At 53.2% G+C, this 23982-nt stretch carries 15 protein-coding genes; 8 read left to right on the top strand and 7 right to left on the bottom strand.

Annotation, left to right across the window (positions count from 1 at the left end):
• Position 1: 1 nt before the first annotated feature.
• Positions 2-8629: an RHS repeat-associated core domain-containing protein gene (locus tag VK70_RS26295; RefSeq protein WP_052755978.1), complete on the bottom strand. Its 8628-nt coding sequence runs from the start codon at positions 8627-8629 to the stop codon at positions 2-4.
• A 14-nt stretch (positions 8630-8643) separates the two neighbouring features.
• On the bottom strand, positions 8644-9411 hold the full coding sequence (locus tag VK70_RS04465; protein WP_081754707.1) for an RHS repeat domain-containing protein: 768 nt from the start codon (positions 9409-9411) through the stop codon (positions 8644-8646).
• Positions 9412-9637: 226 nt separating this feature from the next.
• On the opposite strand from VK70_RS04465, the gene VK70_RS04460 reads away from it, so the two are divergent.
• The gene (locus VK70_RS04460) at positions 9638-10561 is read left to right on the top strand and encodes a manganese catalase family protein (RefSeq protein WP_025693875.1); all 924 of its coding nucleotides are present in this window, start codon (positions 9638-9640) and stop codon (positions 10559-10561) included.
• Positions 10562-11142: 581 nt separating this feature from the next.
• Positions 11143-11406 (top strand): hypothetical protein, encoded by a 264-nt coding sequence (locus tag VK70_RS04455; RefSeq protein ID WP_025693876.1) that lies wholly within the window; start codon positions 11143-11145, stop codon positions 11404-11406.
• Positions 11407-11488: 82 nt separating this feature from the next.
• Here the strand turns inward: VK70_RS04455 and fumC are convergent, their stop codons facing one another.
• Both fumC and VK70_RS04445 read right to left on the bottom strand, forming a co-directional pair.
• The gene (gene fumC, locus VK70_RS04450) at positions 11489-12865 is read right to left on the bottom strand and encodes a class II fumarate hydratase (RefSeq protein WP_025693877.1); all 1377 of its coding nucleotides are present in this window, start codon (positions 12863-12865) and stop codon (positions 11489-11491) included.
• Positions 12866-12975: 110 nt separating this feature from the next.
• Positions 12976-13581 (bottom strand): TetR/AcrR family transcriptional regulator, encoded by a 606-nt coding sequence (locus tag VK70_RS04445; RefSeq protein WP_233277765.1) that lies wholly within the window; start codon positions 13579-13581, stop codon positions 12976-12978.
• A 156-nt stretch (positions 13582-13737) separates the two neighbouring features.
• On the opposite strand from VK70_RS04445, the gene VK70_RS04440 reads away from it, so the two are divergent.
• Both VK70_RS04440 and VK70_RS04435 read left to right on the top strand, forming a co-directional pair.
• Complete coding sequence (locus tag VK70_RS04440) at positions 13738-14625, top strand: ABC transporter ATP-binding protein (protein ID WP_025693879.1); 888 nt, start codon at positions 13738-13740, stop codon at positions 14623-14625.
• The gene (locus VK70_RS04435) at positions 14622-15434 is read left to right on the top strand and encodes an ABC transporter permease subunit (protein WP_025693880.1); all 813 of its coding nucleotides are present in this window, start codon (positions 14622-14624) and stop codon (positions 15432-15434) included. Before VK70_RS04440 ends, VK70_RS04435 begins: the two co-directional genes overlap by 4 nt.
• 518 nt (positions 15435-15952) lie before the next feature.
• Here VK70_RS04435 and VK70_RS04430 read toward each other — a convergent pair.
• The 3 genes from VK70_RS04430 to VK70_RS04420 form a co-directional block, all read right to left on the bottom strand.
• Complete coding sequence (locus VK70_RS04430) at positions 15953-17176, bottom strand: aminotransferase class I/II-fold pyridoxal phosphate-dependent enzyme (protein WP_046722870.1); 1224 nt, start codon at positions 17174-17176, stop codon at positions 15953-15955.
• A 185-nt stretch (positions 17177-17361) separates the two neighbouring features.
• Positions 17362-18093 (bottom strand): ThuA domain-containing protein, encoded by a 732-nt coding sequence (locus VK70_RS04425; protein ID WP_025693769.1) that lies wholly within the window; start codon positions 18091-18093, stop codon positions 17362-17364.
• A 73-nt stretch (positions 18094-18166) separates the two neighbouring features.
• Positions 18167-19057, bottom strand: a complete 891-nt coding sequence (locus VK70_RS04420; RefSeq protein WP_025693768.1) for a helix-turn-helix transcriptional regulator — start codon at positions 19055-19057, stop codon at positions 18167-18169.
• Between the two features lie 292 nt (positions 19058-19349).
• On the opposite strand from VK70_RS04420, the gene VK70_RS04415 reads away from it, so the two are divergent.
• The 4 genes from VK70_RS04415 (at position 19350) to VK70_RS04400 (ending at position 23816) form a co-directional block, all read left to right on the top strand.
• Positions 19350-19874 (top strand): hypothetical protein, encoded by a 525-nt coding sequence (locus VK70_RS04415; protein ID WP_036637989.1) that lies wholly within the window; start codon positions 19350-19352, stop codon positions 19872-19874.
• Between the two features lie 186 nt (positions 19875-20060).
• Positions 20061-21053, top strand: a complete 993-nt coding sequence (locus tag VK70_RS04410) for a substrate-binding domain-containing protein (protein ID WP_025693766.1) — start codon at positions 20061-20063, stop codon at positions 21051-21053.
• Entirely contained in the window at positions 21050-22510 is a 1461-nt protein-coding gene (locus VK70_RS04405; RefSeq protein WP_025693765.1) for a sensor histidine kinase, read from the top strand. The genes VK70_RS04410 and VK70_RS04405 overlap by 4 nt, the downstream gene beginning before the upstream one ends.
• Positions 22485-23816, top strand: coding sequence for an AraC family transcriptional regulator (locus VK70_RS04400; protein ID WP_025693764.1), 1332 nt, complete (start codon positions 22485-22487; stop codon positions 23814-23816). Before VK70_RS04405 ends, VK70_RS04400 begins: the two co-directional genes overlap by 26 nt.
• Positions 23817-23982 lie beyond the last annotated feature (166 nt).

The following is a 23982-nucleotide window of genomic DNA, read 5'->3' as shown; positions in this document are numbered from 1 at the left end:
TTTATTTCCTCATTTCTGGATACATTTTTTTGTTTAGTTCAATAAGTTCTTTTAATGCAGAATTTGGTATGTCATCATAGACTCTTCTTAGTTCCATAATATCCCTTGCCAATAGCTGTCTAGCATTTTCTATTCCTTTGGTACTTCTCGAAACTATACCATTAGGGCCTTTTATTGTATGACCTACCTTTGGAACATTTATTGCCGGAGCAGTATTTGGATCATAATTATCCACTAATTTCTTCATTACTGCCTTCTGCCCTGCATGATGGGCATCTAGTCCTTCTACTCCTTTAATATCTTTATATGCTCCAACTTGATATTTACCCGCACCCTTACCCCCGAGCCCCAACCACTTCCGAATACCTTTACCCGCCAGTACCGCTTCCTCGGTTCCGTACTTCCCGACATACTTCAGCCCGGGAATCGGGATCAGGCTCAGCGTCGAGCCGATGCCTTCCGACCAGCGGTCCGCTACGGACAGCCGCTCTCCGGTGACGTAGTTCCTTCCCGTGAAAGCCTGCTGGAATCCCTTCACTGTGCCCAGTCCGGGCGTCAGGTCCGCCAGGAAGCTGGCGCCCTTCAGCCAGATCGAGTCTCCGTCCCGGCTGAGGCCGAACGGATCGACATAGGAGATGGGGTTGCCATTCACGTAGGCGTATCGGTTCAGCGTTTGCGCGCCGGAGATCGTTCCCGTCACCACATCCCGGTTCACAAACCGCTTGATATCCGGATTATAATACCGCGCCCGCATATAGTACAGTCCGTTCGCATCCGTCATTACGCCGTCGCGTCCGTTGTATTGGAACGGCTGCTCCAGCGTTCCTTGATGATCCAGCCGTTCGCCGTAATTGCCGTAGGTGTAGGTGTCGGTCGTCTGTCCGGTTTCATCGGTCAGCGCCACTGTGCTGCCACGGCGGTCGTAATGATAGGTCTGGTAGTCGCCCGAAGCATCCTCGCGGCCGATCAAGCCAAGACCGTACACGTACCGGGCTTTCGCCTGTCCTTGTCCGTCCGTCTCCATCAGCACCCGCGGCAGCATCGCGTTCGGATCAATGACATACTTGGTGGTCACGCCGTTTGCCGTTACCGATGTTCTGTTGTTCTCGCTGTTGTATCCATAGCTCACGCCGCCCGCTTCCGTCAGACGGTTGCGCGCGTCGTACTCGTAAGCTTGCGGAATGCCCTGAAGAGGACCATACGTCATATTGCCGTCCGCATCATAGGTAACGGGGCTGCCGTTATAAGTCGCAAGCCGGTTGTCGGCCGTGTAGGTCATTTCCGCATTGCCCGGGGTGAGCGGCTCCGCGCTCGGCGACAAGCCCGGACCGTTGATGTCAACCGTATATTCGGAACCATATACACTAGAGATTACGGTCGGTGCCCCATCCACCGTTTCCGTTACCACATTGCCGGCGGCATCGTACAGATACCCGGCTCCGTAAATGACGCTGCCATCCGCTCTCTTATCGGACAGGCTTGCCAGCTGACCATTCGCATCATATGTGCGGGTCTCCACGGTCCCGTCCGGTCTCTCCGTAGACACGAGCCGGCCGTTTACATCGTACCCGTAGGTTGTTACCCGGTTATTCCAATCCGTGACGGTCTTCATCCTTCCGGCGGCATCATACGTATACGTAACCGTTTTGCCGTCGGGATAAGTTATCGCAGTCAAGCTGCCTGCCGCATCATAGGTGTAGCGAATCGCATTGCCGTCCTCGTCGGTGTACTGCTCCACCCGGTCCAGCTTGTCAAACGTACGGGTTAGTGTCTTGCCGCTTCCATCGGTAACAGCCTTCACGTTTCCGTTGGCGTCATAAGTATACGTTACGCTGCCAACCGGGTCCGTAAATGCTGCAAGACGTCCAGCGGCATCATAAGTGTAGGCCGTTGCCTGACCGCGTCCGTTCGTCTCCCCTGCAAGCAGACCAAGCGCGTTGTATTGATAGGCCCGGCTGCCGCCGGACGCATCCGTTTCTCCGGTTAGGCGGCCGACCAGATCATAGGTGTAGCCGGTCGTATTCGCATTTGGATCGGTAACAGCCGTGATCCGGCTCAGCGCATCGAAACTGCGGCCAGCCTGTCCTTGAAGCGGGTCCGTCACCGAGATCAGCCGGTTCAGATTATTGTAGGCGTAGCTTGTTGTCCGCTGAAGCGGATCGATTGTCTGTGTCAGCCGGTTCAAACCATCGTACACATTCGTCCGCGTGTGATCCAATGCATCCGTCAGCGTCTTAAGATTGCCAGCTGCATCATACGCAGCCGCATAAATCCTGACGTTAGCCGCGTCGTACGCCTCCGTCACCCGATTCAGCGCGTCATAGACGTACCGCACCGTTTCGCCTGCCGCATTGGTCTCCGTGAGTAAATTGCCAGCATCATCATAGGTGTACGTCATGCTGTGTCCAAGGGGATCGCTCAGACTGCTAAGCCGGCCTTCACCGTCATATTGAAAGGCAATCGTTTCATTCAGCGCATTGGAAACTTCGGTTACGTTGCCGTTGCCGTCATAGACGTAGCTTGTCGTGTTGCCGAGCGCATCCGTTTCGGTGGTCAGGAACCCTTGATCGTTATACGTGTAAGAGGAAGTATTCCCGAGCGGGTCGGTCTCCGTCACGAGCTGATCGTCGGCATTATAGGCCAGCACCGTCTCATGGCCTTCCGCATCCTTTTGGCTTACCAACCGGCCGGCGCTATCATAACCGAATACCGCCGTTTCACCTTCTGCGTTTTGCACGCCCGTCAACCGGTTTCCGGTATAGGTGTAGCTCGTGATACCGTTAAGCGGATCAGCTGCGGACAGAAGCAGCCCGTTATCGTCATACTTATAGGTCGTTGTCCCGCTCGCAGGATCGGTCACCGTCAAGAGCCGATTGCTATTGTCATAGGTGTTCACTACCGTGTTCCCATCTGGACCTGTTGCCGTCAACAATTTATTCGCCGAATCGTAAGTCATTTGAATGGTATTTCCGGTATAATCGGTTGCCCCGGTCAGGTTTCCCCGCGCATCATAGGTATAGGTCGCCGTCTGATTCAGCGCATTCGTTACGCCGGTCCGGTTGCCGTCATTATCGTACTCATATGCCGTCGTGCGTCCTAATTCGTCTTCTACGCTTAAAAGACGGTATTTCGCATCATGCGTCCGTTTCTGGATATGTCCGTTACGGTCGGTGATGGTGGTCACAAGCTGACCGGATGTTTCCGCATAGGCAAATTTAGTTGGATTGCCTCCGGCCACCGCATCCTGCTGCTGTACAACTCTTCCTTCGCTGTCGAACACATTCCCAAATAATTGGACGTCGCCGCTTGCCGCTGAAACAATCCTATTATTACTGTCATAGCTATAATGGGTTGTCCTGCCTGCGGCGTCGGTTATTTCATTCAGTCTTCCGCCCGTATCATAGGCAAAGGAAACCTGTCTGCCCGCCTGGTCCGATACGGTGGAAACGCGGCCTTCGGCATTGTAGGCGAGAGTGACCTTTGCACCGGTAAGCGGCTCTGTCACCGCTGCAAGCCGGCCGTCCGAAGAATAGGAGAATACAACCTGCAATCCGGTTTTCTCGTTCATAGAGGCGAGGCGTCCCGACGCATTAAACCGATACACGGTGCCGTCACCCCGGTTAAGCACATATGTGCCATCCGGATTTTTCGTCAGGCTATCCTGTCTTGCGGCCTCATCCGAAGAAGAGAATACACCGTTTGAATTCCGAATAAACGTATTGCCGCGGAAATCGTTCCAGTTTACTTTTACAGTGTCGCCGCTAGCATCCGCATTCAAGCGAATGGCAAAATTATGACTCCATCCGCTGCCGAGCGCTCCCTCTCCGGTCAACAGGGAATGATATTGTACCTGGAACGGAATCGGTACAGCTCCGTGCGCGGTTAAGAGGGTCCGGTTAATCACCTGCGCGCCGGTGGCCGTATCGACCGGATCGGAATAGAACGTTTGCGGATCATAATCCGCCGGGTCCAGCTTGGCAATCTCCCCGGCTGCCCCGCTGCCGGAGATCGGTCCCGTTCCATCCCCGGCTTCCTTCCATTCGAAGATACCGTACGGAGCGTAAACCTGGTAACCGGCAGGCTCAGTATTACGGATCAATACGACCGCTCCGGCCGGAACAGTGAGCGGGCTTTGTCCGGGCTGCTCTGTTCCCTGGTCAATGGAATACGTAAAAGATCCTTCCATTTTCACGGTTTGGTCCTGATTGGTCAGATTATGTGCCGTCAGCGCCCCGTTTTCTTTCAGTTCTCTTTGGTCCAGAGCGGGGTGTTCAGCACTTTGTACCGAGATAGCATCGTAAGGACCCCATAGCGCCAGACCGTCAAGAAGCGGCTGTGTTACAACGATCTTGCCGGATGGCTGGATCGGAAGAGCACTCGAACTGTCCTTCAAAGCGTAATCCAGCACTGTTCCGCTTGCGCTATACGTTACGCGGTTCATACTGCCGTTAGCCGAAAGACTCCATGAAGCAGCGCTGATATTCCGGATCTCCACGGTATTGCTCTGACCCGGCTTCACAATATTCAAGGCCGGGTCGGCCACGTCGGCTACGCTGAAAGCCGTCTGACTGCCGCTTACCACCGTACCGGCTGTCTGCGCGTTGGTTAGTACGGCCCGATAACCGGCCGGAACCGAAATAGCGGCGTTCGCCGTCTCTCTGGCGAAACTGTACGGATTTCCCCCGGGGGTATAAATCGCCAAATCATACTTGCCGCTTACAGCAAGCGCAGCTGCTTGGCCGGATTGGTTCACCGCCTCCAGACTCTCGCCGGATTCAAGTCCTTTTACAAATTCGTCCGGATTGCTTCCGTCCGTTATCCGCACGGCATCAGTCGGCACCGCCACGGTTACCGGATTGACGTCAGCAGTTGTTAAAACGATACGTTTGGTCGGACTCAGCGGCCGGAGCGACAACGAGCTGTCATTTCCGAAGCTTTCCATATTCCCGGCCAGGTCGTAGATTTGATAATCGTAAAGGCCGTCAATGTGAACGCTGAAAGAATCCGGGGAAATATTGCGAACCGAGTAGCTCTCGCCGTTCTGCAGCGTTTTAACTGTAACCGCCCTTTCATTCCGGTCCGTCAGGGAAAAACCGTCATAGGCGCCGGAAAGAGTGAGCGTCTGTGCTTCGGAAGGAGAAACGACAAGCTTATCGTCGCCTTGAAGAAGCTGGGCCGTCGCCGTGTACCAAGTGTTGAAGGAAGCCACTCCCCCGTCACCGTCATACCTTGCATAATCAAAGGGCCCGTCAAAATAAAGATACAGCAGCTTGGCCGTGACGGCATGAATCTCTACATTCTTGTCCGCCCCGAGGGTTTTTACAAAAGTAACCGGATGGTCCCGGGTCTGCGTCTGGAACAAATCGTAGGGTCCATACACTTCGATACCCGCTTCATCGCTGTTCTGAATAGCGATGTGTTCCCCCGCCGCCACATTTTGAGTAGGCACGGATGAATAATGATGCCCGTATTGTGTGAGCGTTCCGGTGCTGTCATATGAAGCAAAATCGTAGGTGCCCGTTATCTTTACATCCGCGTCTCCATCGCCGGTATATTTTGTTTCCATCCATGTTCCCGGCTGCAGGGCGGAAACGAATAACGCCGGAGTGGTACGGTCCTTCAGCGTATAGACCTCGAACGCTCCTTCAACTAATATCGGAACAGCATCCGCATTAGTAATCAGGGTGCGCGTTCCGGCCGCCGCCGATTTCGTGCCGTAGATATTCGCCCGGTCCATCTCTTCCACATCTCCGGCGCTGCCGTACTGAACATAGTCGTGAAGGCCGTTCGTGTACAGATAGAACAGCTTTGACGCGTTGTTAACGGCCTCGATACTCTCTCCCGGCGCCAGTGTGCGATGAAAAGTCACCGGATTGATCCGGGAGGACGCCTGAAACACGTCATAGGCGCCATAAACCGTAATACTTGTCTCATCACTGTTCTCGACTGCGATTCTCTGCCCGTTTACGACCGTCTCCATGCTCGTTACACTCAGATTGCGCGCATACGTATCAACAGGTCCTTCTCCTGTGCGGAGAGAGTAATCATACTCTCCCGTCATATGAATATCGCCCTTAACCGGGCCCGTATATACGGCTTCCATACTTTGCCGCGGCGAGAGATCATACTCGAATAAAGCCGGATTCGACCGGGTGGTTACCGCAAAGACATCGAACGGTCCTTCAACCTTAATGGAGGCTGCGGCTGTCAGCGCCAGCCGGTTCCCGCCGGATACGCTTTTGGATTGGATCGCATACTCGCGTTCCGCATCCGTCTCATCTCCATTGCCGTCATACTGCGCAAAATCGTAGAGGCCGTCGCTGTATATATAATACGTCTTGGCCGACGAATTGCTTAAATCCAGACTTTGGCCGGTTGACAGCGTCCGCTTAAAGGTTACCGGGTCGCTTCGGTCCGCTGCGGAAACACACTCATACGCTCCGTAGACGTCGATCACTTGGGCATCGCTGTTCTCGACGGCCGCTGCCGTTCCAGCGCTTAGGCTTGCGTAAGACAGCGTACGGTCTTTCGAATAATCGCCCGGAGTGCCTTCGGCGCTGTATTCCATCATGTCATGCGTTCCGGTCATTTCAATATTTCGCGCTGCTGATGAAATATTAACGAACCGGGCGCTTTGCCCCGGCGCCAGTGTCCTTAATGCAAGGGCGGGTGTCGGGCTTGCTTGCACCTGCGTTACGTCATACGGAGCGATCACCTGTACCGTGCCGCCCGCTCCGGTCAATGTCACCCGTTCGCCGTTGTATAGTATCAAGCTGCCAATCGCTCTTTTGCGATCAAAAGAGCGCGGATATCCGTCTTCCATATAGCTCGCCTGATCATAAGTCCCTTCAAGATCAAGGCTGAATGCCCCGGGACTAAGGTTGCTTACCTTCAAACTGCCGCCGTCAGGAAGATACGTCTTACTTAGCGCGGGATTAGCGCGGCCGCTGACCAGAAAAGCGTCATAAGGCCCCGATACGGTCAAATTGACAAGCCCGCTGTTTGTAACAACCAGCGCCTCCGTATCTCCGATTGTATAGCTGTCTCCCTCCACGGGACGGCCGTATTCACTTACTTCGCTGCCATTGTCGTAAACGACATAATGGTGCTGGCCGCTTACAGTCATCGTGAAGCTGTAAAGCGTCGTATTGTCCGCTTTTATCGTTTCTCCCGGCGCGAGCGTTTTCTTGAAAGTAACGGGATTCGATCGGGTGGAGATGGAAAATGCGGCATAAGGAGCATAAATCTCTTCCGGTGAAGAGCCCGTATTCGTAAAAGCGATCCCCTGCGCCGCGGGAATATACGATTCACTAACGATACGGTTGGCATAGTAGCTCTTGATGCCGCCCGGATTATTGTACAAGGCATAGTCGAAAGTGCCGCCCAACACAATGCCGGCGGTGCCCGAAGTCAGATTGTCGGCTTCCAGGCTTTCGCCCGGGCTGACCGTCCGGGTGTACAGTGCCGGATAGAAGCTGCCGGTAAACTGTAAAACATCGTAAGGACCGACGACCTGAACCGTTCCCGAACCGGATGGGGTTACAGTAATCGATCCCCCTGCGGCGATGGAGTTCGTCGATGTGAAGGCCGCTCTGCCGAAGCCGGCTACTTGACCGGATGCATAGTATTCGGCAAAATCATAGGTTCCATCGAAATCGAGGGTATACGCCTTATCGCTCGTATTTTGGATACGTAGACTCTCTCCGTTTTGGAGTGTGCGGGAGTACATGGCCGGAAGCGATCTTGACGTAACGGTGAAGCCGTCATAGGGCCCCGTTATTTCCAGATTTTCATTCCCAGGATTGGTGACCACTATTCGCTCCAACGGTGAAATCGTCCGTAAAGAATAGCTGGAACTGCCGTAAGAGTCAAGCTCTCCCTCAGCAGTGTAGAGAGCAAATTCGTAAAAATATGGATAGAAGGAGATATAAAAGCTTTTTGTCGCATGGCTGACGGCCTGCATCGTTTCACCCGGCTGGAGTATCCAGTGAAAAGCCGCAGGCGTCTCGCGATCGGCAAAAGAAAAGCTCTCATACGGGCCGATGACTTCGTAACCGGCTGTATTCCGATTCGTGATTGCGGACCGCTCTCCGGCGGAAATCAACATGCTTCCGCCGATATCGTCCGTGTCATACGACAGCAGCGAGCCGAATTCATCGTAATCCGCATAATCGTTTTTTCCGCCGACCTTAATGCTCTCGGCATCTTCGCTTACATTAACCGCCGTCATGCTCTGGCCGGGAGCAAGCCACTTTTTCAGCAGCGCGGGCGTTGAGCTCCAGCTCATGTTTAGGACTCGGGTCGTGGACTCCAGCGTGACAGTGCCCGAAGAGGTATTCGTGACGATCACCTGTTGTCCGGATATGATTGAGAATGTATTTGAAGTTGTACTTTGGCCATAATAGGCAACGCCGCCATCAGCGTAATACTTTACATAATCAAATGACGGGCCTTTGACATAAATGTTGGTCGTTGTTGTATAAGATGAAGTGACCAGCGCCGATTCGCCCGGCGACAGACTGTAGGAACTCATGGTTGCCGCATGGGCGAACGGGAGCTTAATGATATAAAAAAATGAAAACAGGAACAGACTCGCAACAACGTACCTCAGCGCAATTTTTCGATTCATATCTTATCTCCGCCTCATTCCGCGGCCTTGTAAGGCTCAAATGTGATTTCCGCAAAACGTGCCGTCCCGGAGCCGTCCGCTTCAAGCAGCAGCAGCTGCAGGTGTACGCGCGCCTTTACCGCATTGCCTGGCGGTGACAATATTTTGTCAAAATGAGACCAATTTGAGGATTCGAGCACATTTGCGGCATTCTCGTGACCAATCAATCGGCCGCTTGCGTCATAGTAATTAACGATTGCCTGTGCGGCAGCATGCTGCAGCTGTTCTCCTTCAATCCAGCCCGCGATGGAGTACGACTGAGAGCCGGTTATCCTTATATCCTTATATACATTTGCGCCCCCAGCTCTACTCGTATCTGCCGAAATTTGCTGAACGAGGTAAGAGTCCGATTGACCTGTCTCTATATACACATCGGCGGTTACCGTTGGTTCAGGGACACTTCCATAGACGGCATCCGTTATCGACATATTTTCTATCAAATGATATTGGGCGTTAACATCCGCGGTACTATAAGGCGTCCACCCCTCCCATACTTCAGAAGCGGCCCCGGATAAATTCGCCGATTTCATCTGTGCAAGGTTTGCCGTTGTCAACACGCTAAGTAAATTTCCGGCCGCATCGTACTGATATTGCGTCATTTGTCCGCTGTCGTCCTCCGCCGTAGTCAGCCGGTCAAGACCGTCATAGCCGTATTGAACAGCCGATGCGGATATCGAGGTCAAACCGGATAAAACAAGTACGGCAATGACAACACCCATGACTCGCGAAGACCTTGGTTTCATCTCATCAAACTCCCTTTAATTCCAAAATTTTATATTTTATCGTCCAATGCCGAAATAAAATTATATTTTTTTGAAAATCTACTAAAAAAATGATCCATTTGGCGCAGTTGCCCATTTTCATTTAAGGAATTTATAGGAAATTGGTCATTGGGATTCGGTTGAAACTTTCCGCTTTGGGAAATGATAACGGCGATGTTCCATTTTTCACTTAAGGAGGAAATCCACATTGTTTAAACGCATGGATGAAATCATGATTGAAATTCCTCAAGTCAATCAGCCCGACGCCAATGCGGCGGCCGCTGTACAGGAGCTGCTGGGCGGAAAGTTCGGCGAGATGTCTACGCTTAACAACTATCTGTTCCAATCCTTTAATTTCCGCAGCAAAACAAAGCTGAAGCCTTTCTACGACCTGATTATGAGCATTACGGCCGAAGAGATCGGCCATGTGGAGCTGGTATCCCACGCAATCAACTGCTGCCTGCGCGGCACCACTTCCACCCTAGAGCCTGATGCCACTCCACTAGGAGCAGCCAAGGATGCGCGTATTTCCTATCACTTTCTCGCGGGAGCGCAGGGAGCGATGCCTTTCGATTCCATGGGTAATCCATGGACCGGTGCAAATGTATTTAACAGCGGCAATCTGGTGGAAGATCTGCTGCATAACTTTTTCCTGGAGTGCGGGGCCAGAACACATAAAATGAAGGTATATGAAATGACGGATCATCCATCCGCCCGTGAGGTGGTCGGGTTTCTGCTCGTACGCGGTGGCGTTCACGTTGTGGCTTACGCCAAAGCGCTGGAGGTTGCGACCGGCGTCGACGTCACGAGACTGATACCGATTCCATCGCTGAATAACAAACATTTCAAAGAAGCGGCCAAGTACGAGGCCAGGGGAGCGCATACGAAGTTGTATACGTGGAGTGAGAAGGATTTCGGGACAATTAATCAAATTTGGAAAGGCACCCATCCCGAGGATAATTCTCCGCTTGAGGTAGTTACGGGAGCGCCTCAAGGCTTCCCGATTCCGGAAGCGCCGGCGGTGGAGGAAGAGTTCGCACCGGGGATTTCTTCCGAGGAATTCACGTCGATTGCGAACCGCCTGAAGATGGCCGGCAACATCAGCGAAGCCAAGGTAACGGCACGGAGTTAATTAAAAAAGGGCGGTTTTTCGGAAACAACACAACCGAAAAACCGCCCTATTTAAACCATTCAGTTAGATCTACCACTTCCCTGAAACGCGGCGGCAAGCCGCTTCCCGGCTCCGCGCCGCAAGGTTAAGACCCGGATGACAGGATGAATGTTGTTTCCGGTTTCGTCGGTTAAGCGCCTACTCCACTCTTTCCAGCCGCCAAACTCATTTGGGTGCAACAGGTGCTGAGCCTTTAGGTCATGAAGCTTTAACCCCGAGCTGCGTCAGCTGCTTTTCCGCTCCTTGCCGGATATACAGGAAATAGGGGTCTTCATTCTCGATTTCCGGCGGATACCAGACGAGAAGCCCGGTTTTGGCCTGCTGGGGCTCCAATGCCGCTGAAGCCAGTTTTTTTCGGTAAATACCGGCCCAAATCCAGTAAGATTATCACTTCCCTGCCTGCCATTTGAATCGTCTAAGATCGAAGTTCAGCCCTGCACAAAAAGAGCCGCTTTTCAGCGACTCCATGGTCATATAAATAAAGTGTAGAATTTTTATGATACCATAAGTAATATTTAAATCCCCATGATGGGAGATAGATTATGGAAAACCATAAAACTAGATTCAGCAACGGTAAGTTGTATGTTCTTATTGATTCAAAATTTGTTATAGTTCTTGACGCCTCAAAAAAAATTCAATATTCCATTGACAATGTTTGGGATTATTCATCGCTTCATTTTTTACCTGAAGGTATCGGTTTTGAATCCTTCGACTATAAAAATGCGCCTGAAACCGGTGGGTATTTCTTCAAGGAGTCTGATCTAAATGAAATATTTAGAATAATAAAAACTGAGTCTCCATATTGAATATAAAAAACCGAGAAACAACTAAGTTCCTCGGTTTTTTCAATTTTTCCACGGTTCCCGGTAAGGAAAATTTTAAAAGTTGTTATACCATGTTCTCCGGCCTAACCAGCCGGTCAAATTCCTCTTCCGTCAGCAGCTTCAGCTTCAGCGCGGCTTCCTTCAGCGTAAGGCCTTCCTTATGCGCCAGCTTGGCGATTTCAGCCGCCTTTTCATAGCCGATATGAGGATTCAGGGCGGTCACCAGCATTAGAGAGTTATGCAGATTGCGGTGAATGGCCGGCTCGTTGGCAACGATGCCTCTGGCGCAATGCTCCTCAAAAGACGACATGGCGTCCGCCAGCAGGCGGCAGGACTGCAGGAAGCTGTGGATGATGACCGGCTTGAATACATTAAGCTGAAAATGGCCCTGGCTGGCCGCAACACCAATCGTCACGTCGTTGCCCATCACCTGGCAGACGACCATCGTCATCGCCTCGCTCTGCGTCGGATTCACTTTGCCCGGCATGACTGAGCTGCCCGGCTCGTTCTCCGGGATGAGCAACTCGCCGATGCCGCTGCGGGGGCCGCTGGCGAGGAGGCGGACATCATTCGCGATCTTCATGAGATCGGCGGCCAGCGCCTTCAGCGCTCCATGCACATGAACAATCTGGTCATGGCTCGTCAGAGCGTGGAATTTATTATCGGCCGAGACAAACGGGAAAGATAGCTCAGCGCCAATTTCCCGGGCGACCCCGGCCCCAAATTCCGGGTGGGCGTTAAGGCCGGTGCCGACAGCCGTCCCTCCGATAGCCAGTTCCAGCAGAGACTGGGCGCTGTTTTCGATAAAGCGCTTTCCTTTTTCCAGCATAGCGGCCCATGCGCTTATTTCCTGCCCAAGCGTCAGCGGCGTCGCGTCCTGCAGATGCGTGCGGCCGATTTTTATCAGGGACCGGTACTGATCCGCTTTCTGTTCCAGTGTGGTCTTAAGCCGCTCCAGCGCTGGAAGCACCTGCCGCCGAACCGCCAGATATGCCGCGATATGCATTGCTGAAGGAAAGGTATCATTGGAGCTCTGGCCTTTATTCACATCGTCATTCGGATGGACGGCTTCTTCCGATCCCGAAAGCCGAAGCAGTTCCCCCGCTCTGCGGGATATCACTTCATTCACGTTCATATTGGTCTGCGTTCCGCTCCCGGTCTGCCAGACAACAAGCGGAAAATGCTCATCATGCCTGCCCTGCATAATTTCATCGGCCGCCCGGATAATAGCCTCCGCCTTATCGCCTGACAGCAGGCCCAGCCTGGCATTCACCTTTGCAGCCGCTTTCTTAATCAGCGCCAAGGCATAAATAACCTCAAGCGGCATTTTCTCACCGCCGATCTTGAAGTTCTGCAGGCTGCGCTGGGTCTGTGCGCCCCAATATTTGTCCGCGGGGACCTGCAGCTCGCCAAATGTATCTTTTTCTACGCGAAATTCCATCCTTCATCCCGTCCTTTTTGCCGAATTTAGCCTGAAGCCGCTTGTGAAAGCCTATTCTTATTTTACAATGGGACACGGCAGCGGGACAAACATTGGCCCAGTCTTCGGCTTCACTCCTCCCGCCCGCAGATGCCGTAAAAGAAAATATGCACCATTTCCTCCAAAAAAGCGTCCCTATTCTCCTGTTTCTGGGCGATTTCCAGCATCTCTCCGGCATTCCGCATATAAAAATTCATAAATATTAGCACGGAGTTTACAGAAACCTTGGATGAGATTTCATTCCTCGCCTTCCCCTCCTCCAGCATCCGGATCATCAGTGGCAGGATCGCCTGCTCGTACCGTTCCTGAATATAGCGGAACATCTCCTGATCCTCAAACATCATCTGCTTCATCAGAGAAGGGGGGATGGCGGCATACGTTTCTTTTTCCTGAATAATGGTATACTCCACAATTTCTTTGATCGAAGGCTTTCCGTTCAGAACAGCTTCAAAGTCCTCAATCGCCCGGTCTATAAAGTCCTTTAAGGATGCTTCAATGAGCGCTTCTTTGCTGCCAAAATAGTTATAGATCGTTACCTGCGAGACGCCCGCCGCCTTGGCGATATCGGCAATCCGTATCCGCTTGGGCTCCCATGTCTTCAGCAATTCTAGAGTCACCCTCATAATTTTTTGCCTGATTTTCGCTGCTCTCTTCTCAAAACCGTTCATTTTTTTCATCTGAAACTCATCCTATCTAGCATTAAAGTGTAATTCATGAAATATACAACTAAAATAATTTCATAATTATATTGACGCTGAGCCTGATCGGGATTATTATAACACATGAAATATTTGACCAAAAATATTTCATTATTTTACACCGGAGGTGGCAGTATGCTTACTGTCCAAGGATTGACCAAGACATTTTCAAACGGGAAGGGAATTCGGGATATTACCTTTTCGGTAAACAAGGGCGAGGTATTCGGCTTTCTCGGACCGAACGGAGCCGGCAAGTCGACGACCATCCGGCATCTTATGGGCTTTATGAAGCCCGACCGGGGACATGCGGCCATATGCGGACTCGATGTATGGAATGCGCAGGGCACGGTGCAGAAGCATGTAGGCTACCTGCCGGGAGAAATCGCCTTCGTCGACGGGATGACGGGAATTGCCTTTCTCGATTTTATGGCAGACATGCAGGGCTTGAAGGATAAAAGCAAGCGCAGCGAACTGATCCGGCGCCTTCAGTTTGACGCGAATACCCCAATCCGCAAGATGTCCAAAGGCATGAAGCAGAAGGTCGGCCTGGTCGCCGCGTTCATGCACAGCCCGGAGGTGATTATTCTCGATGAGCCCACTTCCGGCCTGGACCCGCTGATGCAAAAGGTGTTCATTGAATTGGTGCTGGAAGAAAAAGCGCAGGGTACGACCTTCTTAATGTCGTCGCACAGCTTCTCCGAAATCGAGCGCACCTGCGACCGGGCTGCTATTATCAAGGACGGCAGCCTCATCGCCGTCAAGAACATTCATGAGCTGCAATCGATGCAGCGGAAGCTGTTCGACGTCGTCTTCGAGAACAAGGAGGACGCGCTCCGGTTCCGCACCTCCGGTCTGTCCATCGAGAATTACGATGATTTCCGCGTCCGGGTCGCCATACAAGGCAACTATAATACATTCATCGAAGAGGCGGCGAAATACCGTATCCGCAGTATGGATGTATTTACCCAGAACCTGGAGGATATTTTTATGGATTATTACGACCGGGAGGGGAGCCAGCCATGAATTTCCCATTATATAAACAAATGATTAAAGTAAATGCCAAAGGCATCATGAACTACGCCTTCGGCTCTGCCTTCTATATTCTCCTGATCTTCTGGCTGTACCCGGGCATTGCGAAGAACACGCAGGCGCTGAACGATATTGTAAAAGCCATGCCGGAGGGCGTGAACAACGCTTTCGGCCTGAACAGCGGATTCGCCAGCGCGGAAGCGTTCGTCTCGGGCGAATACTACGGCCTCATTCTGGTGCTGATTCTGGCTATTGTCTGTGTCCAGATGTCGACCCGGCTGATGGCCGGTATGGTGGACCAAGGCTCGATGGCCTATCTGCTGTCCACGCCGACCACCCGCGCCAAAGTGTCAGCGACGCAAGCCCTTGTGCTGGTAACGGCCCTGATCGTAATCGTGGGGGTTACGACCTTGGCGGGATTTTTGGGAGACGCCTGGTTTCTTGACGCCTCCTTCCCTTTCAACAGCGGACGGTTTCTGCATCTAAACATTGTCGCCTTCATGCTGTTCTTCGCGATCGGCGGTCTGACCTTTCTGGTGTCCTGCCTGTCCAACGACGAGAAGAGAGCGCTCGGCATCTCCGGCGCCATCGCCTTCGGCTTCTTCACCATTGATCTGGTCGCCAAAATCAGCGACAAGCTGAGCTGGATGAAGGCTCTGACGCTCTTCACGCTGTACCGGCCCAGCGAAATTGTCACCGGGCAAGCGAAATGGGGCCAAATCTCCCTTGTGCTGCTGGCCGTCGGCCTGCTCGCTTTCGCCCTCGGCATTGTTCTGTTCAAGCGGCGCGATCTGCCACTGTAAGAGCAGGTCCGCAGAGGGGCGGGAGAGCGTGGGCGCGAGCGGAGGCAAGGCGGGACGGTGCGGCAAGCGGGACGGTGCGGCAAACGGGACGCCTGCAAGCCCAGCGGCTCGTGCTGTCAAGGCGGCCCGCGCCCTCACCCAAGCCCTGGGACTACGCTCGTTCCGCTAAAACGGAATTTCTCCCCCTTATTTTACTAATAAGGGCCCACATCATAATTAAGCGGGAATTTCTCCCTCACATTAGATCTATTAAGATCATTTTCCCGGGAACAGGCCGAATAAGATGGAGATTTTCCTATTCATCCAGCTAATTCAAGCCTTAAAGGGAAAATATGAGGGAGAAATTCCCGTTCATAGTTTCTATAGAGATTCCACCTGATCATTTTGGCAGCCGGATGAATCGGCGTTATCGCCCCTGCCACTCGCCGGGACGCCATCCGGGGCACTCTGCCGGATTGACCAGCGCCTGCCTCCACCCAATCCGCTCCCGCTCAGCACCGACCGCACTTGCAAAGCCTCTACTCCGCCAATCCTTTGGCGCGGAGAAACCGCCCGATCCGCCGGGCCGCTTCGGCGAGCCGCTCTTCCTCCTCGACGAGCGCGATGCGGACGAAGCCCCGCCCCTCCGCGCCGAAGGCGTCGCCCGGGATGACGGCGACGCCCGTCTCCAGCAGCAGCTCGCGGGCGAAGCGGCGCGAGTCAAGGCCTCCCGCAGCCGCCGCAGCGGGCAGCGGCGCCCACACAAACATTGTCGCTGCTGGCTTCGGCACATCCCAGCCTTCCCCGCGCAGCGCGCCGATGAAGGCATCGCGCCGCCGCTCGTACAGCGGGCCGACGCCTTCGCCTGCGTCCGCGCCCATCGCCTGCTCCAGCGCGGCAATCGCCGCCTCCTGCACAGGCTCGAAGACGCCGTAGTCGATGTTGCCCTTGAGGCTTCGCAGGGCGCCTATAGCATCAGCGTTCCCGGCCAGGAAGCCGATGCGGCAGCCGGCCATGTTGAAGCTCTTGGAGAAGGAATGAAATTCGACCGCCGCCTCACGCGCGCCCGGTACTTGCAGGATGCTGATCGGCCGGTATCCGTCAAAGCCCATCTCGGAGTAAGCGAGATCATGCACGACAAGCAGGTTCCACCGCCGGGCGAAGCCGATCAGCTGCTCAAAGAACGCATAGTCTGCTCTTACGGAGACCGGATTGCCGGGAAAATTCAGCAGAATAAATGCGGCGCGCTCCAGCACTTCTTCGGGGATAGAGCTAAGATCCGGCAGGAAGCCATTCTCCGCCTTCAGCGGCAGCGGCCAAGGCGTAACGCCGGCAATGGCCAGAGCACCGGAATAAATCGGGTAACCGGGATCGGGTACGATCGCCACATCGCCGGGATTGCAGACCGCCAGCGCCAGATGCGCCAGTCCGTCCTGGGAGCCCATCAGCGTCAGCATCTCTGTCTCGGGATCGACCTCTACTCCGAACCGGTACTTCATCCAGGCTGCCGCTTTGCTGCGGAACGCCAGTCCGCCTTCGGAGGACGGATACGAATAGCTGTCTTCCTTTAATACGGCCTCGCTGAGTACGCGCCGAATTTCAGAAGACGGTCCGCGATCCGGACTGCCGATGCCAAGGTCGATAAGCTCAAGGCCGCCCGCTGCCGCTTCGGCTTTCCAGCCTGCAACCTCCTGAAAGATGGAGGAGCCAAGACTCGACAGTTTGTCAGCGCGCCATCTATTTTTAGAAGCTTTAAGAGTCAATGATACACACCTGCCTGTTTTTTTTCAAAATATATGTTAGATTCAACTAAGTATAACACCGTCCGCCCGCTTACGGCACCGCCTTGGAGAGATTAAATGAAGCTTCACACGGATATGAACAGCAAAAAGGAGCCGCACCAGGGAGTTTCCCCGGCCGGCTCCTTTGTTCTCCAAATCGGCTTTCCTTACAGCAGCACTTCCCTTTTAATCGTCTCCAGTTCCTGCGATCTGCCGTAAACCGGATAAGCGCGCTTTGTCGGCTCGCACCAATTTACGCCATTGACGATAACCTTCTGGATCTCCGGATGATAATAAGTCGGATAAGACTCATGCCCCGGCTGGAAGTAGAAGATTTTGCCGTTTCCCCGCCGGTAGGTGGAGCCGCTCGGAAAGACGTTCCCGCCTTCGAACCAGCCGACAAAGATCAGTTCGTCCGGCGCAGGCACATCAAAGTGCGTACCGTACATTTCCTCATGCTCAAGCTCTATATATTCGCCGATGCCTTCCGCGATCGGATGGCTCGGATTCATGACCCATAGACGTTCCTTCTCACCGGCTTCACGCCATTTCAGATCGCAGCTCGTACCCATCAGTTTCATGAAGATCTTCGACATATGCCCGGAATGAAGCACCACAAGCCCCATACCCTGAAGAACGCGCTGATGGACGCGGTCCACGATCTCGTCGCGTACCTCCTTATGGGCAACATGGCCCCACCAGACGAGGACATCCGTATTGTTCAGCACTTCCTCTGTCAGCCCGTGCTCCGGCTCATCCAGGGTCGCCGTGCGGACATCCAAGCCCGCGTCTTTCAAAAAGCTGGCGATTTGACCGTGAATGCCTTCCGGATATACAGCAGCGATTTTGTCGTCGTTCCGCTCATGGCGGTATTCATTCCATACGGTTACTTTAACCATACTGCTCTCTCTCCTGTCCCCAAGTTAATCGTTTACCATCCTTATCATACAATTCAGGGAAGGCGCTTTCTTCCTACATTCTAGCTGAATTATTCCCGTATATTGTCCTCCGGTATTTCATCGGCGAGACGCCGGTCGCTTCCTTGAAAAAATGATGAAATGTCTTCACGCTTCCAAAGCCCGAAGCTTCGGCAACCGCCGTAATCGGCGCGTCCTCGTTAAGCAGCAGCCATTTGGCCTTGTTGAGCCGGTATTCATTCAGGAAGGACACAAAAGTCATGCCCGTGTTGCGTTTGAACAGCTTGGTAAAATAGTACGGGCTGAAGCCCATATATTTCGCGACTTCCTTCAGCGTTATGGCCTCACGGTAGTGCTCCTCGACATAGGTGAAAATCCGCTCCAGCTTCTCCAGCGTTTCCTTGGATTTGGTGGCCGACTCCTCCGAAATTTTGGGCTGCCGATGCACGCCGCTTCTCGGTACCTCGCGAAGAATCAAGGTCAGCATTTCAAAGAGCCGGGCTTTGATCAGATACGCGTACCCTTCCGCCTGTCGGACATTTTCCTCGTGGATGCTCTCGATCAGCCCCCGCATTTTATCCGCCAGCACTTCGGGCCATTTCCACCCGGACTGCTCCATCGAAGCAAAGGCGTCGCGGAGCGAATGCTCCTTGGCGTCCAGAACCGAAACTTCCTGAAAAAAGCTCAAATCGAACTGAATGACCAGCCGCTCACTATCGGGCGAAGCCAGAAAATAATGTACGTCCCCGCCACCCACAAACTGGATTTCCCCCTGCCGCATATGGATGGGCACATCGTTGATCCCAAGGTCCACGCTTCCTTTAACCATATAGATGATCTCGATTTCTTTATGCCAATGCGGGTAGCACAGCCGGTTCCCCTTATTTACAAAGCTGCGAAACGGAAAATGCTTGTCAAGCTCCGGAATCTCCAGATAAAGTTTCATGACGTCTCCCGTACCTTTACGTTTTAATCTAATCTGTATTGATAATAATTCAGCGCGGCGGCAAAGGGCAAAGATTTTTTCAGATAACTGCGGGAAGCAGCAGAAAAGCTTAATATGCTTCAACCAAGGAAAAATATTCTCGGTTTCCAGGGCCGCCTGAACAAGATCCGCAGGGTCCTTGCAACCTTTTTTCGTCTAATCCGTTAATTGTAGTAAAAGCATCGTTTGAGAAATAACCCAGAGGGTAAATAGCCTTATACTGTGCTTTATAGAGTCAAGGGGGAGATTGATCATGTTGTTGAAAAAGACTTTTGTAATGCCTGTCCTTGTGCTGCTGCTCCTTTCCCTCATCAGTACGGCAAGCACAACCTTAACCCGGGCGGTTGCCCAGAGCATCGGGCCGGCGCAGCAATTGACCGTATATATTCATTCATTGCAGCCTGACGGCAACAAAGTGATTCTGACGGCGGATGAGATTAATTGGTATGAAGGAGCCGAAGCCGACCGCGTCTTTGCGCAGCGGGAACCGGAAGCCGCGCAAGAGATTGACGGCGTGCCGGACGGCTATTATATCGTGAACGACAGCGATACGCTTACCGAGTATCCGCTGGCTGAGCATGTGGACATCAAGACGCAAATATTTGACCATACCGGAATCCCCGGCGATTTGGATATTATTTGGAACGAAGCAGTCGATTTGAATACGTTCCTGAACAAGTTCGGCGATACGGATGTGGTGGATCTAAGCCAATTCCCTTATCACATTACGGTTCAGGACGGCAAAGTGACCGCTATCGTTCAGCAGTATATTCCTTAACTTAAGTGAAAATCTCAAGTCTAACATCGGCCCGCAGAAGAGCTCTCTGTTACACGAGCTCTCCCTGCAGGCCGTTTTGCGTTTACGCCCCCCAATGATCAATAATTTATCATTTGGGAGTCAGCACGTTCTCCGGTATAATAAGGGTCAGGCAAATGGATGATAACTTAATTGAAGGAGACTTGGATGTTTAACCGGAAATGGAGCATTGCCCTACTGATATTATTAGGCGGATTTCTTTATACCCTGGTCCAGTTTATTCTCTCTACGAACCGATTGCAGCATCAGGTGGATAACTTGCTCCCCGGACAGGCTCAAGCGGTCCCTTCCCGCCGGATCCTGCTTATATCCCAGGAACTCGACAACCCTTACTGGCAGTCCATTGAGCAAGGAGCCCGTAAAGCGGCCGGCAAGTACGGTATGGATCTCGAATATACCGGGCCCTTGCGGATTAATCCGGAAGAACAGCTCTCCCTGCTGGAGCAGGCAATCGCTTCACGGCCCAGCGCCATCATTGTGCAGGGCACCGGCGGAGCCGACTCCAAGGGGCTGATAGACCGGGCGATGGCGCTGGGCATTCCCGTCGTGACCGTCGATGCCGATGAGCCCGGAAGCCGCAGGCTGTTCTACGTCGGGTCCGACAATCTTGCGGCAGGCGAGGAGATGGGCCGGCTGGTGGCGGAAGCCGCGAACGGCAAAGGAACAGTCGGCGTACTGCTGGGCACGGCCCGAGCCGACAGCCAGCGTCTCCGTCTGGAGGGCCTGCGCAGCATTATCGCAAAATACCCGGATATGAACATTGCCGATGTTCGGACATCCGATATATCTCGGCTTCAGGCCTCCGAGCAGACCCGAAGCCTGCTTGCCGCTCATCCGGACCTGAAAGCGGTCGTCGGATTCAGCTCCCTGGACGGCCTTGGAGCGCTGGACGCGGTGCGTCAACTGAGGACAAACCGGCTGTTATTCGCTTTCGATGATTTGGACGAGACAAAGGAAGCCGTGCAAAAAGGGCTAATTAAGCTAACCCTTGTCCAGCAGCCGCTGGAAATGGGCAGCACAGCCATAACACTTCTCCATGATTATTTTCAGGGGAAAACCGTGCCGAATGTCAGCTATACATCTATCCGCTTGATTGGAGACAGCGGCATTGCAAAGCCTGACGGGGAGGGTGCGCCATGAGTATTCGAAGCAAACTGCTGATCTTCATCCCCCTGCTCGTTCTGCTGATGAATCTGGTAACTTACTTTTTATTTCAAAGCGGGACCATTGTTCGGGATAGCTATGACCTGATTATGGGCCGGATTCTCAAATACAAAGAGACCACCGGAGCCTCCGAGGACAGCCTCAAGGCAGTGTACGCATATCTGCTTCACCCGGCGGAAGACTCAAAGACGCAGGCGGCAGAGACAATCACTTACCTGTCGGGGCTTCATTCAACCCTGATGGATACGGGCTCCGCGCCGCCCCTGACCTCCTCTTTAACCGGGTATGGGAATATGATTCGAACTTTGCTGTCGCTTGAGCAGCAGACGCTCGCCGCCGCGGAGAACGGCAGATCTTCGGATGCGTTCGGGCATTATCTCGAAGCCGAAAAGACCGTCTCCTTTATCCGGAGCGAGGGACAGCGGCTGGTTGAAGGCGAATTGGATCATTACCGTCCGGTATTCCGGAATATTCAGGCGGAAAATGCGCGGCTTTACAAGCTGGGGGTCGCCGTATTCGCTTTGGGCACGACGCTCAGCCTCGTGGTTGCGGTCTGGATTTCCCGCAGCATTACGGTTCCGGTCAGCGCGCTCGTCCGCTCGGCGAAATCCGTATCCAGGGGAAATCTGGACCCTCCCCTTCCCGCTGGGGGCAAGGACGAGCTCGCCGCCCTGTCCGCCGCCTTTACCGGGATGCTGGCCGGTCTGAAAGAATCTATTGAAAAAGACAGGGATATCGCCGAGAAGGAACGGCTGGTCAAGACTCTGGAGCTGCAGGCGCTGCAGAGCCAGATCAATCCTCATTTTTTGTACAATACGCTTAATGCTTTATCGAAGCTTGCTCTGCTGGAAGAAGCGGAACGAACCAGCGATCTGATTGTCTCGATGTCAAACTTTATGCGATACAACCTGCAGAACCTGGATCGGCAGGTGCCTTTACGCAATGAACTGGAGCATGTAAAGGAATACATCAGACTGCAGCAGACCCGGTTCCGTGACCGGGTGTCGTTCCAGCTCGATATCGACGAAAAAGCGCTCGATGTAAGGGTTCCCTCCCTGACCATACAGCCTATAATCGAGAATGCCTTTATCCATGGCATCGGTCATATGGAGAGCGGAGCTGTCATCTCTCTTTCCATTCACGGCGGGCCCTCGGTTACGAAGATTGTTATACAAGATAACGGCATGGGGATGACTGAGAATATACGTGCGTCCTTGCTGAACCACACGCAAGTGCCGCCGGCAGAGACGCCGATTCAGACGCGCTCCACCGGCCTTGGCACCCGTAATGTGTTCAGGAGACTGGAACTGGTCTACGGGCGGAAGGATTTGGTTCAAATTACGAGCGAACCGGGAAAAGGAACGACCGTAGTGCTAAATATTCCGGCGGGAAGGAGCGGGATGAGCAGTGTATCGGCTGATGATAGCAGATGACGAGGCGCTTGAGCGCGAGGGATTGGAGTGGATTATCCGCCGGGCGATGCCGGATACCTTCCTGATTATTCACGCCGAGAACGGAAGAACGGCGATCGGACTTGCCGAGGAGCACCGGCCCCATATTATTTTCATGGATGTCAATATGCCAGGCATTCAGGGACTGGAGGCCCTCAAGGAGATCAAAGCGCGGATGCCGGACGCCAAGCTGGTGCTGGTGACCGCCTATGATTATTTCGCCTATGCCAAGGAGGCCATCTCGCTCGGAGTAGAGGAATATATCGTAAAGCCCGCCAAGCGGGAGGAATTGGTGTCCCTGCTGCATAGACTGGTGGACGAGTTGGATCAGGAAAAAGCGAGACGCGAGGAAGAGCTGGAAATACGCGACCGGATGTCCCAACTGATGCCGCTCGCCGAGAACGAGCTTGCTCTGCTGCTGATGATGAACAAAGCCGCGGATGAAGAAAGCCAGAAGCTTTCGGAATGGCTTGATTTTCCGCTTGATCGGGGACTCGGACTCGTCGTGGCTTTCCATGACGAAATGAACATCGGAAGACAGAAAGTGTACAATGTCATTCACAGCCTGCTTAGAACCTTCGGCAGCTCGATTTCCAGCTCGATCATCGACCGCCATGTCGCCGTATTCCTGCGTATGCCGCCGGGTATGCCCGAAACGGAGTTCAACGATGAAGTGCATCAGTACGGAGAGAAGCTGCGCTCCCATGTGGAGCAGCACTTCGGCCTTTCTGCGGCAATTGGGATCGGTACGATTCGCGATGGCGCGGAAGGCCTTCATGAATCCTACTTTGAAGCCGTGTTCGCCTCCACTCTCGGCGCGCGAAACGGAGAAATCTGCCACTTTGGCGATTTGAAGAAGGAGGACTTCGCATTTACCGACAGGAATCCTGCGGCGGTCAGCCAGGCGGGCCAGCGTTCCTATGTCGTCGCAGCGCTTGAGCGTATACGAGAAGAACGGGAACAGCAGACGATGAGCGTGCTGGATAAAGCGAAACGATATATCGGTTTAAAGTTTACGGAGGAGCTCTCGCTGGAAGAAGTTGCTGATCATGTGCATCTGAATCCTTTTTACTTCAGCAAAATCTTTAAGCAGTTAACAGGGGCAACCTTTATCGACTATCTCACCGGCCTAAGGATCGGCAAAGCCAAGGAACTGATTGCAGAGGGAGATCTCAGTCTTAAGGAAGTCTCCTATCTCGCAGGATACAAGGACCCGAATTACTTCAGCCGGGTGTTCAAGAAGGTGACCGGAGTTACTCCAAGCGAATATCGCGAACAGATTCATTAATACAGTCCATGCCGTCAGGCGTGGATTTTTTTGTGCCTCGAGGACAAGATAGTACTAGTATCGGCATTCCCCACCGCCATTCCCTCCCCATCTTAAAGAAATGCGCAAAAGAGGACAAAATCGTGCAGGGGATAGCTCCTCTGTGAACAGAGAGGTGATGTTATAA

Origin of the sequence: Paenibacillus durus ATCC 35681, from assembly GCF_000993825.1 — a bacterium.
Classification (GTDB): Bacteria; Bacillota; Bacilli; order Paenibacillales; family Paenibacillaceae; genus Paenibacillus_AQ; species Paenibacillus_AQ durus_B.
Note: the sequence above shows the minus strand (reverse complement) of the source record. Positions and strands in the feature narration are given on the sequence as shown.

What these genes read in the sequence shown, in the direction of transcription:
- VK70_RS04440 (WP_025693879.1), top strand. Translation starts at nt 13,738, where the DNA reads ATGCTTACTGTCCAAGGATTGACCAAGACATTTTCAAACGGGAAGGGA.
- VK70_RS04410 (WP_025693766.1), top strand. Translation starts at nt 20,061, where the DNA reads ATGTTTAACCGGAAATGGAGCATTGCCCTACTGATATTATTAGGCGGA.
- VK70_RS04405 (WP_025693765.1), top strand. Translation starts at nt 21,050, where the DNA reads ATGAGTATTCGAAGCAAACTGCTGATCTTCATCCCCCTGCTCGTTCTG.
- VK70_RS04420 (WP_025693768.1), bottom strand. Translation starts at nt 19,057, where the DNA reads ATGAAACTTTATCTGGAGATTCCGGAGCTTGACAAGCATTTTCCGTTT.
- VK70_RS04445 (WP_233277765.1), bottom strand. Translation starts at nt 13,581, where the DNA reads ATGAAAAAAATGAACGGTTTTGAGAAGAGAGCAGCGAAAATCAGGCAA.
- VK70_RS04425 (WP_025693769.1), bottom strand. Translation starts at nt 18,093, where the DNA reads ATGGTTAAAGTAACCGTATGGAATGAATACCGCCATGAGCGGAACGAC.
- VK70_RS04455 (WP_025693876.1), top strand. Translation starts at nt 11,143, where the DNA reads ATGGAAAACCATAAAACTAGATTCAGCAACGGTAAGTTGTATGTTCTT.
- VK70_RS04435 (WP_025693880.1), top strand. Translation starts at nt 14,622, where the DNA reads ATGAATTTCCCATTATATAAACAAATGATTAAAGTAAATGCCAAAGGC.
- VK70_RS04415 (WP_036637989.1), top strand. Translation starts at nt 19,350, where the DNA reads ATGTTGTTGAAAAAGACTTTTGTAATGCCTGTCCTTGTGCTGCTGCTC.
- VK70_RS26295 (WP_052755978.1), bottom strand. Translation starts at nt 8,629, where the DNA reads ATGAATCGAAAAATTGCGCTGAGGTACGTTGTTGCGAGTCTGTTCCTG.
- VK70_RS04465 (WP_081754707.1), bottom strand. Translation starts at nt 9,411, where the DNA reads ATGAAACCAAGGTCTTCGCGAGTCATGGGTGTTGTCATTGCCGTACTT.
- fumC (WP_025693877.1), bottom strand. Translation starts at nt 12,865, where the DNA reads ATGGAATTTCGCGTAGAAAAAGATACATTTGGCGAGCTGCAGGTCCCC.